General features: G+C 36.6%; 18 protein-coding genes. 14 read left to right on the top strand and 4 right to left on the bottom strand.

The features are described 5' to 3' along the window. Positions 1 to 395: 395 nt before the first annotated feature. From KDN24_RS21095 to KDN24_RS21065, 7 genes are all read left to right on the top strand, one after another. Positions 396 to 1,976, top strand: a complete 1,581-nt coding sequence (locus KDN24_RS21095; protein ID WP_491348151.1) for an ABC transporter substrate-binding protein — start codon at positions 396 to 398, stop codon at positions 1,974 to 1,976. 93 nt (positions 1,977 to 2,069) lie between these two features. Next, positions 2,070 to 3,020 (top strand): ABC transporter permease, encoded by a 951-nt coding sequence (locus KDN24_RS21090; RefSeq protein WP_409974267.1) that lies wholly within the window; start codon positions 2,070 to 2,072, stop codon positions 3,018 to 3,020. Positions 3,021 to 3,034: 14 nt separating this feature from the next. After that, positions 3,035 to 3,943 (top strand): ABC transporter permease, encoded by a 909-nt coding sequence (locus KDN24_RS21085; protein WP_409974268.1) that lies wholly within the window; start codon positions 3,035 to 3,037, stop codon positions 3,941 to 3,943. A gap of 27 nt (positions 3,944 to 3,970) precedes the next feature. Continuing rightward, the gene (locus KDN24_RS21080) at positions 3,971 to 4,990 is read left to right on the top strand and encodes an ABC transporter ATP-binding protein (protein WP_409974269.1); all 1,020 of its coding nucleotides are present in this window, start codon (positions 3,971 to 3,973) and stop codon (positions 4,988 to 4,990) included. Further along, the gene (locus KDN24_RS21075; protein WP_409974270.1) at positions 4,971 to 5,966 is read left to right on the top strand and encodes an ABC transporter ATP-binding protein; all 996 of its coding nucleotides are present in this window, start codon (positions 4,971 to 4,973) and stop codon (positions 5,964 to 5,966) included. Before KDN24_RS21080 ends, KDN24_RS21075 begins: the two co-directional genes overlap by 20 nt. A gap of 82 nt (positions 5,967 to 6,048) precedes the next feature. Continuing rightward, positions 6,049 to 6,435, top strand: coding sequence for an OsmC family protein (locus tag KDN24_RS21070; protein ID WP_409974271.1), 387 nt, complete (start codon positions 6,049 to 6,051; stop codon positions 6,433 to 6,435). 219 nt (positions 6,436 to 6,654) lie between these two features. Further along, complete coding sequence (locus KDN24_RS21065) at positions 6,655 to 7,089, top strand: hypothetical protein (RefSeq protein ID WP_409974272.1); 435 nt, start codon at positions 6,655 to 6,657, stop codon at positions 7,087 to 7,089. Positions 7,090 to 7,680: 591 nt separating this feature from the next. Here the strand turns inward: KDN24_RS21065 and KDN24_RS21060 are convergent. Both KDN24_RS21060 and KDN24_RS21055 read right to left on the bottom strand, forming a co-directional pair. Beyond that, positions 7,681 to 8,505 carry an aldo/keto reductase gene (locus KDN24_RS21060; RefSeq protein WP_409974273.1) on the bottom strand — a complete coding sequence of 275 codons (825 nt, stop codon included), beginning with the start codon at positions 8,503 to 8,505 and terminating at the stop codon, positions 7,681 to 7,683. A 377-nt stretch (positions 8,506 to 8,882) separates the two neighbouring features. Then, positions 8,883 to 10,493 carry an ABC1 kinase family protein gene (locus KDN24_RS21055; protein WP_409974274.1) on the bottom strand — a complete coding sequence of 537 codons (1,611 nt, stop codon included), beginning with the start codon at positions 10,491 to 10,493 and terminating at the stop codon, positions 8,883 to 8,885. Between the two features lie 232 nt (positions 10,494 to 10,725). Between KDN24_RS21055 and KDN24_RS21050 the strand changes: the two genes are divergently transcribed. The 7 genes from KDN24_RS21050 (at position 10,726) to KDN24_RS21020 (ending at position 18,898) form a co-directional block, all read left to right on the top strand. Beyond that, positions 10,726 to 11,784, top strand: a complete 1,059-nt coding sequence (locus KDN24_RS21050) for a suppressor of fused domain protein (protein ID WP_409974275.1) — start codon at positions 10,726 to 10,728, stop codon at positions 11,782 to 11,784. 47 nt (positions 11,785 to 11,831) lie between these two features. Next, positions 11,832 to 12,398 (top strand): class I SAM-dependent methyltransferase, encoded by a 567-nt coding sequence (locus tag KDN24_RS21045; RefSeq protein ID WP_409974276.1) that lies wholly within the window; start codon positions 11,832 to 11,834, stop codon positions 12,396 to 12,398. A 343-nt stretch (positions 12,399 to 12,741) separates the two neighbouring features. Then, a complete protein-coding gene (locus KDN24_RS21040) occupies positions 12,742 to 13,728 on the top strand; it encodes a metallophosphoesterase (protein WP_409974277.1) in 987 nt (328 codons plus the stop codon). 244 nt (positions 13,729 to 13,972) lie between these two features. Beyond that, positions 13,973 to 15,583 (top strand): PucR family transcriptional regulator, encoded by a 1,611-nt coding sequence (locus KDN24_RS21035; RefSeq protein WP_409974278.1) that lies wholly within the window; start codon positions 13,973 to 13,975, stop codon positions 15,581 to 15,583. A gap of 264 nt (positions 15,584 to 15,847) precedes the next feature. Further along, positions 15,848 to 16,894 (top strand): 2,5-dihydroxypyridine 5,6-dioxygenase NicX family protein, encoded by a 1,047-nt coding sequence (locus tag KDN24_RS21030; RefSeq protein ID WP_409974279.1) that lies wholly within the window; start codon positions 15,848 to 15,850, stop codon positions 16,892 to 16,894. 7 nt (positions 16,895 to 16,901) lie between these two features. After that, complete coding sequence (locus KDN24_RS21025; RefSeq protein WP_409974280.1) at positions 16,902 to 17,510, top strand: substrate-binding periplasmic protein; 609 nt, start codon at positions 16,902 to 16,904, stop codon at positions 17,508 to 17,510. A 32-nt stretch (positions 17,511 to 17,542) separates the two neighbouring features. Then, entirely contained in the window at positions 17,543 to 18,898 is a 1,356-nt protein-coding gene (locus KDN24_RS21020; protein WP_491348150.1) for a purine-cytosine permease family protein, read from the top strand. 223 nt (positions 18,899 to 19,121) lie between these two features. Here KDN24_RS21020 and KDN24_RS21015 read toward each other — a convergent pair whose 3' ends face one another. Together KDN24_RS21015 and KDN24_RS21010 are read right to left on the bottom strand one after the other, a co-directional pair. After that, positions 19,122 to 19,421 (bottom strand): CotD family spore coat protein, encoded by a 300-nt coding sequence (locus KDN24_RS21015; protein WP_409974282.1) that lies wholly within the window; start codon positions 19,419 to 19,421, stop codon positions 19,122 to 19,124. Positions 19,422 to 19,644: 223 nt separating this feature from the next. Further along, a complete protein-coding gene (locus tag KDN24_RS21010; protein WP_409974283.1) occupies positions 19,645 to 20,139 on the bottom strand; it encodes an SRPBCC family protein in 495 nt (164 codons plus the stop codon). Positions 20,140 to 20,285: the final 146 nt, after the last annotated feature.

The following is a 20,285-nucleotide window of genomic DNA, read 5'->3' as shown; positions in this document are numbered from 1 at the left end:
AATGATTGCTTGAAAAAGCAAACTAATATATAAAAGTCATTTTAAAAATAAAGTCTGCTTCTCTCTATGTAATAAAAGTGAGGAGCAGACTTTTTTCCTTAAAGCGGAAAAATGTCATACACTATTGAAAGAAGTCTCCGTTCGGTTTTATCAATGAATAGAGAAAGAACTATTCATGTTTTCGGATTGGGGGATAAATCATTGACAATACTATTTGAACTAGGTTAATATTTTCATATCTTATAATTCCTATGAAAAAGGTGTGAATTATGAGAGTTTACTTATTATCAAGTCCATTCGAGGAGGAATGTGTTAACAATAAAATCTTTGCGCTATGAAAAGAGCGCAGTAGACAATAGAGAAAAACGCAACTAACAGGAGGGTCTCGAACAAAAATGAAAAAAATAGGCATGTTTCTACTATTAGTTATTTTAGCTATTTCAGTGATCGGCTGCAGCAAAGATAAAGAGGTAAATGAGTCGACAGACTCTAAGGAAGGAAATACAGGAGAGAATAAAAATTATAAAGATGAAATAAATATTGCTATTACTGCACAGCCGCCAACTTTAGATTCAGCTATGACTGTATCTCAAGCGGCCCTTAATATTGCCGGAGGTATATTTGAACCTTTAATGGCGTTTGACAAAGATTATAAGCCAGTTCCAATGTTGGCTGCATCTGTTGATGTTAGTGATGATGGCAAAGCATATACTTTCCACTTAAGAGAAGGTATTAAATTTCATAATGGGAAAGAAATGACTTCAGAGGACGTTGTAGCCTCAATGAATCGTTGGTTGGAAAAATCATCACGGGCAAAAGCACTTTTAGCTAACGCAAAATTCGAAGCAAAAGATACATATACAGCTGTTTTGAATTTAGAGAAAGCGACATCTGACGTGTTGATTATTATGGCTTCAAAGGCGCAATTCCCTGCAATTATGCCGAAGGAAATTATTGAATCTGCTCCTGCAGAAGGAGTTTCAGAATATATTGGTACGGGGCCATTCAAATTTAAGGAATGGAAGCAAGATCAGTATATTCATTTGGTGAAAAATGAAGATTATAAAGCTGTTGAACAAGAAGCAAGTGGATTATCAGGGAAGAAAGAAGTATTTGTCAATGATGTTTACTATCATTTCGTAACTGACCACTCAACACGGATTGCGGGAATTCAAACAGGTAAATATGATATTGCTGAAAGTATTCCGATTGAAAACTATGAGCAACTAAGCACGGCGAAAAATGTTGAGGTCCATCCATTTGTTGGTGGAACACTAACTTTATTCTATAATACGAACGAAGGTATACTAGCTGATGTAAACATGCGTCAAGCCGTGAATACAGGCTTAAAAATGGATGAAATCATGATGGCTAGCTTCGTAAATGATGAACTATATACACTAGAACCAAGCTATATGAATCCGAACCAAAAGCAATGGGCAAGTGATGCGGGGAAGGAAATCTATAACCAAGGTGATGTAGAGAAAGCGAAAAAGTTGTTAAAAGATGCTGGTTATAATGGACAAGAAATTAGATTGCTAACAACAGCTGATTACGCCGAAATGTACACAGCAACTCTTGTTGTCCAAGAACAGCTAAGACAATTAGGCATGAATGTGAAAGTAGAAAACTTCGATTTCCCAACATTCCTAGAACGGAAAAATGATTTTACATCATGGGATATCTTTATTACAAGTAACGGATATCAGCCGACACCACCACAGTTATTAACAGTAACACGTGATTGGGCGGGTACGGAAAATCCGAAAATAACTGAGTTGCTTACTGCGATTCGATCTGCTGGCACTTCAGAAGAAGCAAAAACACATTGGGATGAATTACAAGGCTTCTTATACGAGTACTTACCATCCACTGCGATTGGTCAATATAAGAGCATCCTTGCTACAACCAATAAGCTTGAAGGCTTTGAAGTATTTGAAGCTCCGATCATTTGGAATACGAAAGTAATAAAATAATATTGTAATCCTCCATTGCTACTTTCGTAATGGAGGATTACTATTGCTTTAATGCAGGCTCAAATTAAGTTTAGAAAAAGCGGGGGATTCCCTTTGATAATGTATATTTTCAAACGTATATTTTCGCTCATTCCTGTTTTATTCGTTGTGTCCATCGCGATTTTTTTGATCGTTCATTTAACTCCCGGTGAACCAGCTTCAGTAATTTTAGGTTTAGAAGCGACTGAAGAACAGATTGAGGCGTTGCGTGAAGAGATGGGACTTAACCTCCCAATCTATCAACAATATATTGATTGGGTTGCCGGCGTTTTTCAAGGCGATCTAGGTGAATCATACTTTATGAAAGAGCCTGTTACGGAGGCGATTTTTAATCACTTAGGGCCAACCGTTTCTTTAGCGATTTTAGCTGAGATTGTTGCCCTAATCCTAGCGATTCCGATTGGAATTATTGCGGCTTATCGCCGAGGATCTGTTACAGATCAAACTCTTATGGCAGCTTCCTTATTAGGTATGACAATTCCAAGTTTTTTACTTGGATTATTATTAATGCTATTTGTTGGTGTTCACTTGCAATGGCTGCCGGTAGCTGGCTATGAGCCATTAAGCAATGGGCTGTGGAATCATTTTCAATATTTAATCTTGCCCGCTATCTCCTTAGGGGCCATTCAAACTGCACTTGTGGCACGGATGACTCGGTCATCAATGCTAGAGGTTTTAAATACGAATTTTATTAAAACAGCTCGTTCAAAAGGTGTTAAGGAGCATAAAGTCGTATATAAGCATGCTCTTCGAAACGCATTTCTTCCAATTTTAACAGTTATCGGTCAATCCTTTGCAACATTAGTAACAGGAGCTGTTGTCGTTGAAACCATCTTTAATATTCCAGGCATCGGTCAGCTCATCATCAATTCCATTGAACGCCGTGATTTTGCTGTCATTCAGGGTGTCGTATTGTTCGTGACATTAGCCTATGTTTCTATCAATCTAGTCGTGGATTTACTTTATGGTGTAATCGATCCACGGGTCCGACTTGAGCGTAAATAGAGAGGAGGTAGAATATGGAGGCAATCGAGAGAAAGAATGAATTTGATACAATTAAATCCCGTCTAAAAAAACAACAGCGTCAATTGGTCATGAGGCGATTCTTCTCAAATAAATTAATGGTAATCGGCAGCTTTATTTTCATTGTCTTGGTGATAACGGCTTTAATTGGTCCATCACTCATGTCTTTTGATCCGTATGAAATGAAAGTAGCGGAACGGTTACAAGGACCTAGCTCGGCTCATTTATTAGGAACGGATGAGTTTGGCCGCGATCTTTTGACCCGAATTGTTTATGGGGCACAAGTATCGATGGGGATTGGACTTGCGGTAACGTTAATTTCATCCATATTAGGAATGATAATTGGACTTTACGCAAGCTATTATGCTGTATTAGATCATATTTTAATGCGGATTTGTGACGGGTTAATGTCGATTCCAGGCATTCTTTTAGCGATCGCTTTAATGGCTGCTTTAGGGCCCTCCGCTACAAATGTGATCATTGCGTTAAGTATCGTATTTACCCCTAATATTGCTAGAATTGTTCGTTCGACTGCTTTAGTTATTCGAGAGCAGACATATATAGAAGCAATGAAAGCACAAGGTGCAAGCACAATGCGTATTATTTGGCGGCATATCGCGCCAAATACCATTTCACCGCTCATTGTGCAAGCAACATTTATTTTTGCGGAAACGATTATTTCTGAAGCTGCACTTAGTTTTCTAGGAGCAGGTATTCCAGCGCCAGAACCAAGCTGGGGAAATATATTGTTTGCAGGTAAGCTAGTTATTTTCAAGGCGTGGTGGATGGTCGTTTTCCCTAGTTTAGCCATTATTTTATCCGTATTAGGTTTGAACTTTCTAGGTGATGGGTTACGGGACTTTCTTGATCCACATTCTTCTAGGAAAAAAATCAGAGTTAAATAGATGTGTATTTTGATAGGAGGTATATCCATGGAGAAGCAGCCTCTTTTGGAAGTGAAAGAATTAAAGACACATTTTCACACTGAGCGGGGGCGTGTTACTGCGGTAGATGGTATAAGCTTCCATGTCAGCGAAGGAGAGATTCTTGGCGTTGTCGGAGAATCTGGATGTGGAAAAAGTGTCATGTCCCAGTCCATTATGAGACTATTTGATGAAAAATATACAGCTAAATATGAAGGTGAAATCTCCTTTAAAGGTGAAAACCTTTTGAAGCTATCTAAATCAAGCATGCAAAAGATTCGTGGAAATGATATTTCAATGATATTCCAAGACCCACTTAGTTCATTGAATCCTGTCTATACAATCGGTGACCAAATTCGTGAATCCATTTTGCTGCACCAAAAAGTTACGAAAAAAGAAGCTTATGCAAAAGCAATTGAAATGTTAAGACTGACTGGGATTCCTGCACCTGAGAAGCGTGTCGATGAATATCCTCACCAATTATCTGGAGGAATGCAGCAGCGTGTCATGATCGCCATGGCTCTTTCTTGCCAGCCTAAATTATTGATTGCGGATGAGCCTACTACAGCATTAGATGTTACAATTCAAGCCCAAATATTAGATTTGATTGTTGAGTTAAACGAGCAGCTAGGAATGGGGGTTATATTCATCACCCATGATTTAGGGGTCGTAGCTGAAATATGTACGAGAGTTATGGTGATGTATCTCGGTCAGGTTGTTGAAGAGGCAGATACAGATAGTTTGTTTTCAAAACCACTTCACCCCTATACGAAAGGTTTAATGAAATCAATTCCTCAGCTAGATGGGGAACGCTCAGCAGAACTTCATATGATTGAAGGGACAGTTCCTTCCTTAGACAATGTCCCAACTGGTTGTCGTTTTGCTTCACGCTGCCCATATGCAGATGAGCTTTGTCTGGAAAGGGAACCGGAGCTTCGCGTCCATAAAGGAATACAAAAGGTCAGATGCTGGCATTATGAAAAAATTGACCTAGAAGAGGAGGGTGATTATGTCTCTTCAAGCAAATAATCAACAAGAATTACTTTTAGATGTTCAAAACTTGAAAAAGTTTTTCCCAGTGACAGGTCAATTAGGTCGTTTAGGTGGTGTAAAAGGTCAAGTTAAAGCGGTAAATGATGTCTCATTTCAATTGTACGAAGGGGAGACATTTGGCCTTGTTGGGGAATCAGGCTGCGGGAAAAGTACGACAGGAAGAACCATATTACGCTTAACAGAACCGACCGAAGGGAAAGCATTATATAAAAACGAGGATATTTTTCAAATGTCGAAAAAAGATCTTCGCAATATACGTAAAGATTTGCAAATCGTTTTTCAAGATCCGTTCTCCTCTTTAAATCCGCGCAAACGGATTGGTCATATTTTAGAGGAACCATTAATCATTCATTCGCTCGGCAATAAGCAGGAGCGAAGAGAACGTGTATTTGAGATGCTGCAAAAAGTAGGGATGCAGCCTGAGCATTATTATCGCTATCCACATGAATTTTCAGGAGGGCAAAGACAACGTCTCGGACTAGCCCGTGCCTTAATTGTAAATCCGAAAATCATCATCTGTGATGAACCTGTTTCAGCTCTTGACGTTTCCATTCAATCACAGGTTATCAATTTATTAAAGCAACTGCAGGACGAGCTTCAGCTCACATATTTATTCATCACCCATGATATCAGTGTCGTCCGGCATATTTCAGATCGAATCGGTGTGATGTATTTAGGACAAATCGTAGAGGAAGCACCAACAGATAGCTTGTTTGATTCACCGCTTCATCCATATACTCAGGCCTTATTTTCGGCTGTACCGAGAGCGGATAGAAAACAAACGAGAGAACGTATCGTCTTGAAGGGGGAAATACCATCTCCTTTAAATCCGCCGTCTGGCTGTATGTTCCATACGCGCTGCCCACATGCGACGGATATTTGTCGCAATAAGATTCCACTCAAAAAAGAAATGGCCCCGAAACATTTTGTGGCCTGTCATCTATATGAATGAGAATGGTTTCATAAAGTTATATAATTCTTGTAATCGTATTTGCTAGTTGTCTGCATGGGCAATGAAAAGGAGGAACATAAAATTGACACTAATAAAAGGGGAAAACGGGAAATTTGGCATATATAATGGTGCAGGATTCCAAGTAGAAGGGAGCTTTTCACCAGATTCTGAAGGACTTAATCCGAAGGAAATGCTTGAAGCTTCATTAGCAATGTGTACGATCATCGTACTGCAAAGAATGTTCGAACGCGATGGAGTTGAAGTCCGAGCTGATGAATTCTCCGTAGAAGTAAAAGCAATTAAAGCACCAAATAGCCCGGCCCGATTTGAAAAATGCGAAATGAAAATAACACTACCTGAACGTTTCTCAGATGAGTATAAAAAGAAGCTTATCATATCTGCCGAACGGGCTTGTACGATTGGGAATACATTGCGCAAAGGGCTTGTCGTTGTAAAAGATGATAAATAAAAATCTAGAATAGATCGAAACGGAGTACTAATTCAATATTGGGTTAGTACTTTTTTTATTATTTTTAATAAACACGAATATGATAAAATTAGATTGTGTTAATTTTGTTAATAGAGCGTAGCCAACAAATAAATAATTTGAAAATTGTGACTAAACTTACAGAACGTATGTTCGTTTTATGTTAGTGTAAAATTAATAAATGAAAGTGTGGTGAATTTGATGGAGAAAGAACTGTTTAACATGCTTTTGGATATGAGAGAACAAATGAATGTGCTGCAAGAAGGAATATCAGATATAAGAAATGAAATGAAACAAGATATTTCGGAAATAAGAAATGAGATGAAACATGGTTTTTCGGAAGTAAGAAATGAAATGAAACAAGGTATTTCTGAAGTAAGCAACGAGATGAATCATGGTTTTAAAGAAGTTAGGAATGAGTTATTGAAGGTCAATAAAAGGATGGATGATGTTGAAAAAAATTTAAGTGAAATGTTTTCTGCAATCCGAGGTGGATTTATTGAGCAAGATGGCAAATTTGAAGCATACGATAAGAAGCTAGAAGAAATGAAAATTTCCGAATCGAAGATAAATTTTATGATGGATAAGCTGAATAGAATAGAAGAAGATGTTTACTCACTAAAACATCGATCTTAATTAGACTATACCATTAAGAGTATCCTTTTTGAAAATCAGCTTTGGGGGGTCATAAGTGCATGTATGGTCAATATGAGAAATGAAAAATGGACTAGCTTGAAGTATAAATAAGCTGGTCTTTTTTTATTGGCTTTACAAAAATGAGTAAAATAGTTGGTAAAGAAATGAGTTTTTACACTTAATAAAAAAACCGGTGAAGTGTAGGTATATATACAATAAAAGTGAAGAGTTCCATATGATATAAATGAAACAGCAACTCAAAAGAATGCAATCACATTCCTTTTTAGGAGTTGCTGTTATTTTTGGGAAGTTGCTGATAAATCTCGAAAGTGGCCGATATAATCCCGAAAGTGGCCGATATATCCGAAAAGTGACCGATATAATCCCGAAAGTGGCCGATATATCTGAAAAGTGGCCGATATAATCCCGAAAGTGACCGATATATCCCGAAGTGACCGATATAATCTCGAAAGTTGCTGATATATCAGGAAAATTATTGATATATCCAGCAACTCACCGCTAATTTTGTACATTCGCCAGTATATGTAGCGAATTCTTCTATTTTCTCTATCGTTTAAGTAAGATTCCTTTTTAGCGCATGTTAAATTCGCTTGGTTTTGGTCCTTTTCGTTCATTGCGATTGAGGTTGTGAATATTATTCATTTCACTCGTAGAAAGTTCGAAATCGAAAACATTAAAGTTTTCTTCAATCCGAGAAGGAGTTACAGATTTCGGGATGACGATTGAATTGTTTTGTAAATGCCAGCGCAATACGACTTGTGCAGGAGTTTTTCCATGTTGTTCAGCAATTTTTTGAACGACTTCATCTTGTAAGACTTCTCCGCCTTGATGAAGAGGGCTCCAAGCCTCTACAAAAATGTCATTGTTCGCACAAAATTCTTTCATTTCTGTTTGTGATAAATATGGATGGCATTCAATTTGGTTTAATACTGGTTTAACATCACATTCTTTTAATAGGCGTTGTAAATGGTCAAGTTCAAAATTACATACACCGATCGCTTTTACACGACCATCCTGATATAGCTTTTCTAGTGCTTTATATGTTTCGATATATTGATCATATTCTGGTGTTGGCCAGTGAACTAAATATAAATCAACATAATCAAGCCCAAGTCTTTCTAAACTTTCATCGTAGGCACGCAATGTGTTTTCATAGCCATGATCCGTATTCCAAACCTTTGTCGTAATAAAAAGATCCTCGCGCGGGATAGATGATTCGCGAATCGCTTTTCCCACACCGTTTTCGTTTTTATAAACCATCGCTGTATCAATCGATCTATAGCCAACTTCAAGTGCTTTCGTAACAGCGGTCGTTGCTTGTTCATCTTCCACTCGCCAAACACCAAAACCAAGCTGAGGCATTTTTAACCCATTATTTAAAGTAACAAGATTCATTAAAGCATTTCTCCCTTCGTCAAAGCATTATTCCTGCTTCCGTTATTATTAATCATAATTAGAATAGCAAAGATGTATAGCATTTTTCAAATAACTAGTCATCGTATTTAAATTAAGCCTGTTGCTAAAAACGACCATTTCTATGAACGAAATCGCAAACTTTCCACAATTCTCACCCCTAAAAGGACATATTCTACCTTTATTAGTGATCAAGGTAAAATATGTCCTTTTAAAGTCAAAATATTACGAAGCCTAATTAGTCCTGAGAAGTAATTGTCTTATTCTTTCTTTTAAAGTATTCCGTTTGCAGCATCCCCATATGGACGATCTCTTGCCAATTTCCTTGTCAATCCCAGTATTGGTTTGATTATGGCTAATTATTTATGAATGGACTTCAGCCACTTTTTTTGCTTCCTGCTGCTGATACCATAGCTAAGCAAGGAAACTCCGATTACTCCGAATGAACATTGCCAAATAATCGTGGCTTGTTCATATAATCCAAACAATGCTCCTGCTACCCCAAGTAAGCCTAAGAAGAATATCCGCTTTTTCTGATTTTCAAAAATCATAAATTGGAAATCTCGCTGCTGCTGCAATTCCTTCTGTTCGAGAAATTCCTGAGGTTTATTAATTAAATCTGTAACGGAATGAATGATTTGAAAAACGGGTAGGGAATGAACCCATTTAAAAAATAACTTCCATTTACTTGTTTCACTCTGTTCCAGCCAATTGAAAAATGCTGGCTTTATAATTTCGAGCGGTTCTTTTTCAGGACAAAGGGTGAAAAAAAGGCCTTCAATTGTCGCGAAGGAACGGCCTAGAAAGACAAACCGTGTCGGGACTTGGATGGGAAGTGAGTGCACAAGGTCAGTCATTTCCTTTTTCATTTTAATAAGATCCAATTCCTTTAATTGGGTTAAATCAAATGAGATAACATCAGCGAGAAGCTTTTCAATTATCTTTAAATTAGCTCCGGGTAGTAAAAATCCAAGGTTTAGTAATCCTTCAGCAGACTTTGCATAATTTTTTAATAGAATGGCTTCCAGTAATCCTTGAAAATTGCTTGCATCAGTCTTAGAAATTTCTCCTACCATCCCGAAATCAAGCAGAACTAAAGTACCATCTTCTTTTACTAAAACGTTTCCGGAATGAGGGTCGGCATGAAACATTCCTGCTTCCAACCATTGAGGAAGAAAAATTCGGACGAGTCTTTGTGCTAATTCAACACGATCAATTTCAAAACGATCTAGTGCCTCTACATCTGTTATCCGAAATCCTTCTACCCATTCCATTACAAGGACTTGTGATGTACAAAGCTCCTCATAAATAGTAGGTATTTTTAATTTAGAAAAGCCCTGAAAGCGTTGCTGAAAATGCTGTGCTGTTTCCATTTCTTTTTTATAATCTAACTCTCTCTCTATTACTTGTTTCAATTCCTGGAAAAGCAATTTAAAGTGAATAAATCCTTTCGGAATAGGAGCAAAGTAATTTGCGAACCAAATGATAATTGATAAAGTACGAAAATCTGTTTGGACGATCTTTTGGATGGTGGGGCGCTGAACTTTTACGGCAACTTCAGTACCATCCTTTAATACACCACGATACACTTCACCGATGGATGCCGAAGCTACAGCATTTGGTTCAATAGACAAAAGCTTTTCTTCAATTTGCCCATCCCACTCTCTTTCCAATACGCTTTTTATATCATCCCATGGTGATGGAGGAACTTGATCAACGAGATCCTCGATTTGTTTGACAAAATGATTCGGAAGTAAATCAGCACGTATGCTTAACATTTGTCCTATTTTAATGAGTAATCCTTGCAATTCAAAGAGGAGCTCTCGGAATTGCCGTCCGAGCTTCTCCCATAATTGCTCCCAATCAGCAGCTGGCTTTTTCCTCATTTTATACCAATACACTTGAATAAATAAGGACAACGCAAAAGACAATACTCTCCACATGCGATACCATTTTCTTTCGGATTTCATTAGAGAATCCCCCCCAATACACGATTCATCTTATCAACATATACGGTAATAAATTGTGAATATCCAATTTTCATTTATCCAACTAAAATTCTTCGAGAGTGGATAGTTTATCCTATATTTGCAAATAAGTCCTAATAAGTCAATTGTTTAAGTATAATAGTATTTATATTTTAGAATTTACAATAAATTTTCCACTACAGCTTTGTAAATTAGATAGAAGGAGGAGAAAAAGATGAGTGAAGAGGAACAGGCAATTGGTTGGGAAGCGATTGATAAGGAGATGGAGCGGCTTTACGGTGAGCAGGAGCCCAAGCATTATGGTACGATGATCCCGTATTCTCTTGGAGGTCCTGATCCGTTAGAAGGAATAAGTGCTTATGTGAAAGAGGAGCCGTTGCCCCATTGGCATCTTGTTACATATGGGTTCTCCGATTTATTTGAAAAAGAGAATGAAGAATCGGAATATAGTGGTTATGGCTTCGAATTAACCTTTAGGCTTTTAAAGCATGAGAACGAGCAAGAGCCGCCGGCATGGAGTTTAAATTTCTTACAAAATCTTGGTAGATACATATTTACAAGCGGCAATTATTTTCAGGCAGGGCATTATTTGAATACGAATGGCCCTATTGCTTTGGATAGCGATACATTACTTCAATCTATCGCCTTTATTGAAGATCCTGAGCTGCCGCCTATTTCAAGTCCAAATGGGCGAGTAGAATTTTTGCAAGTCGTTGGGATTACAGTTGATGAGCGTGAAGCCATGGAAATGTGGAATACGCTTGGATTGTTAAAAGCCGCTTCCTCTCATCTCCCATTGTATATAACAGATCTTTCAAGGCAATCCTTTATGAATGATCCGTTAATGAAAGAAGCTTTTCAGTTAGGCATGCAACGAGATGGATCAAGTACGGGAAGTTTATTTTTGGATAATCTTGCTTGGAACGAAAAGAAATCATTGTTTAAAAAGACAACCATTATGATAACGATAGGTGCAAAGGATGCGCCCCTCATTGCGCAAATCGTAAATGGCAGAATCCCGAATAACAAAGACTTGCAATTATTTGGACAGAATCTATCGATTTTATTTTCACCTGCAGAGCAGCCAAAAGTTGAAATAAAAGCAAATCAAGCTATTCTCTACTTGAATCAAGAATGTGTAAATGAACTTTTGGAAGTACTTGTACCAAAGGTTGGGGAGTATACATTAAATAGTTTTAAAGGGATTGTGTTTAACATTGTGAAAAGCGAGATTAAGGATAGTGATGGAAATGTTGTTGAGACGATTGGCTAAGAATGTGAGCATTCCATTTGAAGTAGACTTTTTACTAGGTGATTTTAATGAATTCAAAAAATAAATGGAATATAAAACATACATCACGTATCAATCAAATAGAGAGGCTTGTCCCAAATGAAAGATTAAAGCGCCATGCACACCATCTTAAGGGAGGAATGGCTCTTGATCTTGCTTGTGGGCTAGGAATGAATAGCTTCTATTTAGCAAAACTGCAGTATGAAGTGCATGCATTAGACATTTCTGATGTGGCAATCCAGTATATGAAGGAACAGACGACAAAGTATTTACTCCCGCTCTATCCTCGTTTATGTGATTTGACAGAATGGAAGAAGTTAGATATAGCAGAAAATACGTATGACTTAGTTGTCATGACTTATTACTTGGATCGTTCGATATTTCCTTTTGTAAAGTCGGTGATAAAGGAAAGCGGTTATTTTTTTATGGAAACTTTTTATCGCTCTCCACTTCATGTGAATCAAGGGATTTCAAATGATTACAAGCTTCAGCCAAAGGAATTACTTTCGATATTCGATCGATGGAACATTCACTATTTCGAGGAACATGAGGAAGAAGGTAGGCAAACGATTCTTTGTCAGAAACGTACTATCTAAATGGGGGAGGGGAGTAAAACAAAAAAACGGGATGTTTTTTTTATAAAATGAACATTTTAGAATACTATCAATAAAAGGACGTGTATATTTAGTAACGCGTCCTTTTATATTGTCTAAATAAAATTTTATTCTAGCCCATATACTTAATAGTTTATTGGGGATCACTGCTTTTAATTTCCCAATTAAGATGCACTATTGGTAGAATAATAGATATACACACCTCTTGGAGATAAGGAGACAAAAATAACCTATTATGATGATTTTGACACTAGCTATATTTTTGTTGATTTATTTGGCACTCTGTTTTTATGTGGGTTATAACGCTTTCGTTTGGCTGAAAGAAGTGTTTTCATTTCGTTATAAAAAGGCATATATCGCATGTATGGCTTTTATAGCATTGAATATTTTCATAGATAGGTTTGTATCTTCTAAGGTTCTTGCTTTCATTAGTGGAATGTGGCTTTTAATCATTGGATATGGACTAATAATTTTACCGATTGCCAACCTTATTTATTATTTTTCCAAAAAGAAAGGTCTTAAGCTAATAGGCTGGGCGATAGTTGTCTTTTTCATCTTCGTATTTTCCATTGGCTCCTACAATGCTTGGAATCCCGTTGTTCGGACATATGAAGTATCAATAGATAAACCATCAAAGCAAAAGGAACTTACCATCCTCTTAGCATCAGATTTTCACATTGGAAAAATGGTAGGGAAAAACCATCTAGAAAGGTTTGTGAAAATAGCAAAAGAAAGACAACCAGATATTATTTTAATGCCTGGCGATATTATAGACGATTATATTGAGCCGTTTTTGGAGGGAAATCTTGGAGAAACGATGAAGAAACTTAAAGCACCACTTGGTGTTTATGCTACATCTGGAAATCATGATTATTACGGAGATGATTTAGCTCAGCTTTTTGTCGAAATGGAAGGAGCGGGAATTACGATGTTATCTGATGAGGCAGTTAACATGAATGACAGTTTCTATATTGTCGGCAGAAATGATTTAACAGATAGAAATCGAAAAAGCATAAAAGAAATCGTCGCTCCCTTAAACAATGAGAAGCCGATCATTATGCTCGATCACCAACCAAATGCATTGGCAGAAGCAAGCGAGAATGGGGTAGATCTTTTACTATCAGGTCATACTCACGGGGGACAGGTAGCACCAGCTAATTTCATAACTAACAGGATCTATGAAAATGATTGGGGATATTTGAAAAAAGAAAACTTGCATTCAATCGTTACATCAGGGTTCGGTTTCTGGGGCCCGCCATTTAGAATTGGCACTCGCTCTGAGGTTGTGGAGATAAAAATGCATTTTCAATAAAGAAATAAAAAAGAAAACTCAACTCCTTTTTGGTAAGGGATTTGAGTTTTCTTTTTATTATAAGGTGTTGAGGAGAAGAAGGGCTAGAATCGGGTTACTCAGTTGAAATAAAATGAGAAGAAATATGACCGCTATCAAAAAAACATTATAATACATATAAGAAGAATGCTTTTAGATATTGTAATGCCCTATCAATTAATAAGAATGAAACTACAATTTTACAATATTAATCTGGAGTGATTAGATGAAGGTAAGGGATGTATTTTCATTAAGTGGTCTTAAGTATGCTTATATAAAAGCGGGTATTGATGGTCTGGACAATAAAATATCTTCAGTAACCGTTTTGGAAGTCGCTGATACGAAAGAGCAAAGTTGGTTAATAGAGGGACAACTATATATAACTTCTCTTTATGCTGTAATGAATAATGTTGAGCAGCAACTGGACATTTTTGAATCACTTATAAAAGCTAAATCTGCAGGGGTCATTATTTGCCATTTAGATCTTTGGCTTAAGAATATTGATCCAAGAATCGAAGAACTATGTAACAAGATGAACTTTCCTTTAATAATTGCTAAGAGTGAGACAACATATATTGAGATTATGAATCCAATAATATTAAAGCTAATGGAAAAAACATCTGGTGCGTATCTCAATGCAAACCACATGCAAAATACGTTAATTGAATATGTGGTCTCTAAAAAGGATGTTAATGTTATTTATAAAACAATGGCAGACTTTTACGGGAGGAAAATATGGTTTTTAGATATTAACAATAAGCTTATTTATCCTAAATACAATAACGAGTTTAGTCAGTTATCAAATTACCTTTTTGAAAGAAGTCATGAGATACAAACCATCGATGATAAAAATAAAATTTTAATGATTAATGATAAAAAATACTTGCTTACATTTGTCCGATCACAAGCGATGTTTTTTGGTACAGTCGTTGCTGAGCTTGATGATCATCATTTACAGGACTCCATGTCAATACTCGATATAATAGCTAGAATCTATACATTAATATCGACTAAAAGTAGCAGAGTATCTGAAATTGAAATGCAAAGGCAACAAGAGTATATTGGGGATCTCATCACATGGAATTTTAGGTCGGATGAAGTTGCTGTCAAGATTGGAATGGATCTAAATTGGGATATACAAAAAATCAGTCAGATTATTGTCCTTAATATTAACAAATTCCAAGAAAATTCTAGGGAAGATCTGAGAGAATTAGAGCGGTATATAGAAAATGTTCAGTACAAAAAGACAAAAGACATGATTGAAAGAGAGAATAAGGATAATTTGGTCGGGTTAAGAAGTGATTTAATTATTATACTCATTGCGAAACAAACAGTAGAAAGAGAAGATAGGATAAGTAAAATATGTAACGATCTGCTTGAAACTTGGGATCATGATTTGGCGGGCGACACCTCTATTGGTGTAAGCAATGTGTTTCATGATTTTAGAGATATACCGAAAGCATATACAGAAGCTATAGATGCGTTTAAATTTGGAAGAAGCTATTTCGGAGAAAATAAATATACGCTATTCAAAGACTTAGGCTGCTTCGGATTAATTAGAGAGTTCAGAGAGAACCAAAAATTGACTACGTCTTTACAGGATATTTTCCGGAAACTCAAGGAATATGACGAAAAGAACAAGCAAGATTTGTATAAGACATTGAGCCAACTTATTATCAATGATATGGATGTGGACAAAGTGGCTGACTTTATGTATATTCACAAAAATACAGTGCATTATCGAAAGAATAAAATTATTGATTTATTAGGTTATGAGCCTTGGAAAATGCCTTATTTACTAAATACATTGATGGTCATAGCACTTGAAAATAAGTAGGTTTTTAGGAACTTCTGGTTAGCGTTTTGTGTTCCAGCACAAATAGCTAACCTTTTTTTGTTTTTCAGAACATTCAAATGGTTCACTCAATTGTTGTAAAATAAGTCTATCTTAATAAAAAATAAAAGGATGTGAGATTTCAGAAGATTCAAACACAAACGCGAATGTAAGTGTAAAGAATACAAATATATATTCAATTAAAAGAGACGATAGAAAAGCAAAATCAGTAAGGTAGAGTATAACAAAAAATAACGGAGGGATAGTATGGCACAGTTTTTAGATATGGAACTTACAAAAACGGCTTATAAACTAATGCACGATATGGTAAAGGTAAAACCTGGAGAAAGTGTGTTGGTAACTCTCGATTCAATTGGAGATTTCAGAGTGGCTGAGGAAATTGTCAAAATGGCTGATGCTCTAGGTGCTAAGGCAATGCTGGCCTGGCATTCAACGCCAAAAGGTTATGGAGCACTTACGATGGAATACTTACCAGAACCACTGATAGAATGTGCGGACAAAACGGATGTATGGATAGAACTAAATGACCAATGGCTTTTATACTCTCCGATATGGGATAAAGCTGTTACAAATGGAAGAACTAGACAAGTTATGCTTGGCGGATTAGGAATTGAAAGAATTGTAAGGAATATAGGTATGGTCGATATGGAAGCACAAAAAGAGTTCCAGACAAGGCTTACTCAACTAACTAAAGAAGCAACAGAAGTAAGAATAACAAATAAAGCAGGGACTGACGTAACCTTTAAAAATGATCCGAAAAGACCAATGAATAATGAAATTGATTATAGTACACCGGGAGCACATTTCCTTATTGGCCAGATAGGTTGGGCACCTATTGAGGAAAGTATCAATGGAAGAATAGCATTTGATGGGGCACTTAGTGGAGGTGGAGATCTCGAATTAGGTGTTCTAAGTGAAACGATAACCTATGTTGTAGAAAAAGGAAGAATCGTTGAGTTTGAAGGTGGAATGCTTGCAAAGCGGGTTAAAGATTATTTCGCGTCCTTGAATGACCCCAATATGTATATCGCAGCACATGTTTGTTATGGCTGTAGTCCTAATGCTAAATTAGAGGGTTGCACGACAGAGGATGAACGAATTTGGGGAAGTACGGAATGGGGCTTTGGTCATCAAGGACCAAACTATTCAGGAGGCGCACCGAGAGTAGCGAAAAGTCATGTAGATGGAATATCATTGGCCTGTTCTGTTTGGCTGGACGGGGAGCTAATATTGGATAATGGAAAATTCATACACCCTGACCTTGCTGAACTAGCGAAGAAGTTAGGGAAGTAGGATTAGTATGAAGAAATGTCTAGTAGGTGCAGACCCTTTTCCACCCTATCAATTTTATAATGGGTTAGGAGTTTTAGAAGGCTCAGATTACAGAGCTGTAAATGAAATAATTAACAAAATGGGAGCTACTCCAGAGTACATTTTGGATGAATGGAGTAAAATTGAAAAAAAGCTCATTCATAAAGAAATTGATATGGCTTTTCAAGTTCAAAAAACGCCAGAAAGAGAAAAACTCTACTACTTTTCAACTCTTTTTAGGAATGCGATTACGACAATTATTTCACTCATAGATGAAGATATTACATCTATTGAAGATATTGCTCTATTAGATAAGAAATTGGCTGTCATTAAAGGCTATAAATATGGAGATGTTATCGATCTTCTGCCGGAAAGAATAAAAGTCTTTTGTCATGATCAAGAGGAACAAGTTGAGTTTATCATGCAAAATAAAGCTGATTATGCAGTTGTTGATCTTGGTGTCTTTGAATATCAGGCACAAGTGAAAGAGTTTAAAGGTGTTAAGATATTAAGACATCTTGATTTCTCAAGACCACTTTATGTTGTTTTCAATAACCCTTTAATTAGAGACGAATTTAATAAGTATCTATCATACTAGTATCGAAAAAACAAACAATAAGGGGTGTCGGTATGGCAAAAGTTCAAGAAAATCTAGAGTCTCATGATGATCATTCTTTACGGCGTGTTCCTGATTCCGACAAGAGGCCAATGTGGCAAGTATTAGTCGTAAGACTTGGCTTTTTCGCCTGTGTATCGCAATTGATGCTTGGTGCAACATTAGGATGTGGAATGTCTTTTTGGGACGCATTTTGGGCAGTTATGTTTGGAAGTGTAATCCTACAAATTATTGGATTTGGAATTGGCTATGCAGCTGCAAAGGAAGGTTTGTCAACCGCTTTATTAACAAGATGGTCAGGGTTTGGGAATTTTGGTTCATTGCTTATCGGACTAGTTATTGCCATATCATTAACAGGATGGTTTGGTGTTCAAAATGGTGTATTTGCGCTAGGGATTTACGAAGGGACAAATATGTTTAATGTACAAATTTGGTCCATAATAACGGGATTGGGTCTTACATTACTTGTTGTCTTTGGTTTTAAGGTATTAAGTTATACAGCAAATATAGCGCTACCTTTATTTTTACTTGCAGTTGGCATTGCTGCCTATAAGCTGCTTGCAACGGCTGATATTGGCAGTCTGCTAGTTTCTCCCGCACCAGGTACCCCACTTCCAATGGGAGTAGCGATTACGATGGTAACAGGCGGGTTTGTTGTAGGGGTTGTAACGACGCCTGATATAAGCCGTTATGTACGTACCTGGAAAGATGTCTTTTGGATGACCGCAATAAGTACGTTCGTAGGGGAGCTAAGCATCTGCTTAATTGCCGTATTAATGGCGCATGTTGTTAAATCTCCAGATGTTGTCACCATTATGCTTTCATTGTCGGGCTGGCTAGGAGCTTCAATTGTACTCTTTTCTACTATTAAAACAAATGACCTTAACCTTTACTCATCTAGTCTTGGTTTAACAAATTCTATGAATATATTTTTCAAGAAAAACTTTAATCGTGCTACTATGACGATTGTAGTTGGTTTATTCGGTACCATCATGTCAGTTGCAGGGATTCTTGACAAATTTATCGGCTTTCTCGTTTTACTTGGGGTAGTCATACCGCCAGTTGTCGGGATAGTCATTGTTGATTATTTTATTTTAAAGCGCAGTAGGGCTGAGCTGGATGAAAGCAGAAGGAATAATGAACTGCCAAAACAATGTGAAAGCTGGAATCCAATTTCAATTGTTGCTTGGATAGCTGGTTTCGCTGTTGGTTACTTTGTTACAGATATTGGAGTATCATCATTAAATTCATTAGTCGTGTCTGGAGTCGTTTATTACATTTGCATGAAACTATTTGGTGCAGCAATAACGATTAAAAAAGTAGAATCAGGAATCTCCGTGACAAAAGTAGAAACAGGAATCGGCGAATAATTTATAATATGGCGACGAGGGAAACACCGCGGCGGTTTTTGAAATTCCGCCTGTCGCCACCTAGATAAATAGCTATTACCACACTCCTATTAGAGGATTTATTAAAAGTAGAAGGCGCTATTCTTCAAGAGGATAGCATCTTCTACTTTTTATCCATAAAAAAGCACCTCCAATTTTTAGATAATGTCTAATAATTGGGGTGCGGTGGGCTGCATGAATTAAATTAAAAAAATGGTCTAAATGGTGAGCAGCAAGGATTATAAGGTATTCCACACATAATATGTTGTTCATTACATACGTTTACAACGGATTCAGTGTGAGGAAAATAATGTTTATGAGTAATTAAATGCTCATTAACTGTCGTGTTGTGGGAAGGATGAACATGTGAAATTACCGTGTTGGAAAGAACTGGGCTGACATATTGTTTCGTTGGCGAAATTTGTCCTGGATCGAATTGAGTGGGTAATGTTTTAGGTGGGCAAAATTGAGGCGGACATTGTTGTCCCCAGTTTTGATAATACATTTGATCTCCTCCATTTTAAATATTTTCATTATTAGACTATGAAATGAACCATATATTTGCCCTAGTGAAAACACCTATTTTATTACACCCAAAAAATATGAGGTTACCATTGATAAAATAAAATTCTACTTCAAAATCCATATTTGCAATAAATTAATTGAGTAGTAAACTCCATAAAAAAACATCTATTTCAAGTACTAATAGATGTTTTAGTAAGAATTAATTATTCAGTGGGTTGACAACATAAATTTCCTTCACCTTTTTCAAGCGAGGATTTTAAACTACTTAGGACACCTGCCCAAGCCATGTTGTGCCAATCAATAGCATCTGTCCAATTATCTGCATCCTTAAAGCCAGTATGTTCAATAGTTACTTTCGTTGAGTTATAGTCATTTTTATTAAAACGTACTTTTACAAGAGTCAATTGATCCTCTTGATTCATCATATTTGCGAATTGGTCTGGACCTTTCCAAGTAAAGTGAAGCTCATCTTGTTCAACAATTTTTGTTACTTTACATCCTTTAGTGTTCATGCCGGTTTTATTACCAGGAACAAAATAAAGTTCATACGCACCACCAACTTTAGGTTCTATAAATGTTTCGGGAGCAAACCATTCAGAAACTCGCTCTGAAATAGTCCAAGCATACCAAACTAAGTTAAGAGGGGATTCAATCAAAATTTCTTTTTTTATGATTGTTTCTTTTGTAGTGGATTCCAATATAATTCCTCCTGTGTAAAATATTTACTAGTTTAATATTAAACAAACTTTTATAAAATAGAAACTAAATTTTAGAAGTAAAAGTAAACTACTTTAATATCCCTCTTCTTTAATACTTTGAAACTTTCTCTAATAGCAAATATCAT

The sequence above is a fragment of the Cytobacillus sp. Bva_UNVM-123 genome, assembly GCF_046351715.2.
Lineage (GTDB): Bacteria > Bacillota > Bacilli > Bacillales > Cytobacillaceae > Cytobacillus.
The sequence above is the reverse complement of the archived record's forward strand: the minus strand, read 5'-3'. Positions and strand labels throughout refer to the sequence as shown.

What these genes read in the sequence shown, in the direction of transcription:
- KDN24_RS21095 (WP_491348151.1), top strand. Translation starts at nt 396, where the DNA reads ATGAAAAAAATAGGCATGTTTCTACTATTAGTTATTTTAGCTATTTCA.
- KDN24_RS21085 (WP_409974268.1), top strand. Translation starts at nt 3,035, where the DNA reads ATGGAGGCAATCGAGAGAAAGAATGAATTTGATACAATTAAATCCCGT.
- KDN24_RS21080 (WP_409974269.1), top strand. Translation starts at nt 3,971, where the DNA reads ATGGAGAAGCAGCCTCTTTTGGAAGTGAAAGAATTAAAGACACATTTT.
- KDN24_RS21075 (WP_409974270.1), top strand. Translation starts at nt 4,971, where the DNA reads ATGTCTCTTCAAGCAAATAATCAACAAGAATTACTTTTAGATGTTCAA.
- KDN24_RS21065 (WP_409974272.1), top strand. Translation starts at nt 6,655, where the DNA reads ATGGAGAAAGAACTGTTTAACATGCTTTTGGATATGAGAGAACAAATG.
- KDN24_RS21060 (WP_409974273.1), bottom strand. Translation starts at nt 8,505, where the DNA reads ATGAATCTTGTTACTTTAAATAATGGGTTAAAAATGCCTCAGCTTGGT.
- KDN24_RS21055 (WP_409974274.1), bottom strand. Translation starts at nt 10,493, where the DNA reads ATGAAATCCGAAAGAAAATGGTATCGCATGTGGAGAGTATTGTCTTTT.
- KDN24_RS21050 (WP_409974275.1), top strand. Translation starts at nt 10,726, where the DNA reads ATGAGTGAAGAGGAACAGGCAATTGGTTGGGAAGCGATTGATAAGGAG.
- KDN24_RS21045 (WP_409974276.1), top strand. Translation starts at nt 11,832, where the DNA reads ATGAATTCAAAAAATAAATGGAATATAAAACATACATCACGTATCAAT.
- KDN24_RS21035 (WP_409974278.1), top strand. Translation starts at nt 13,973, where the DNA reads ATGAAGGTAAGGGATGTATTTTCATTAAGTGGTCTTAAGTATGCTTAT.
- KDN24_RS21030 (WP_409974279.1), top strand. Translation starts at nt 15,848, where the DNA reads ATGGCACAGTTTTTAGATATGGAACTTACAAAAACGGCTTATAAACTA.
- KDN24_RS21025 (WP_409974280.1), top strand. Translation starts at nt 16,902, where the DNA reads ATGAAGAAATGTCTAGTAGGTGCAGACCCTTTTCCACCCTATCAATTT.
- KDN24_RS21020 (WP_491348150.1), top strand. Translation starts at nt 17,543, where the DNA reads ATGGCAAAAGTTCAAGAAAATCTAGAGTCTCATGATGATCATTCTTTA.
- KDN24_RS21015 (WP_409974282.1), bottom strand. Translation starts at nt 19,421, where the DNA reads ATGTATTATCAAAACTGGGGACAACAATGTCCGCCTCAATTTTGCCCA.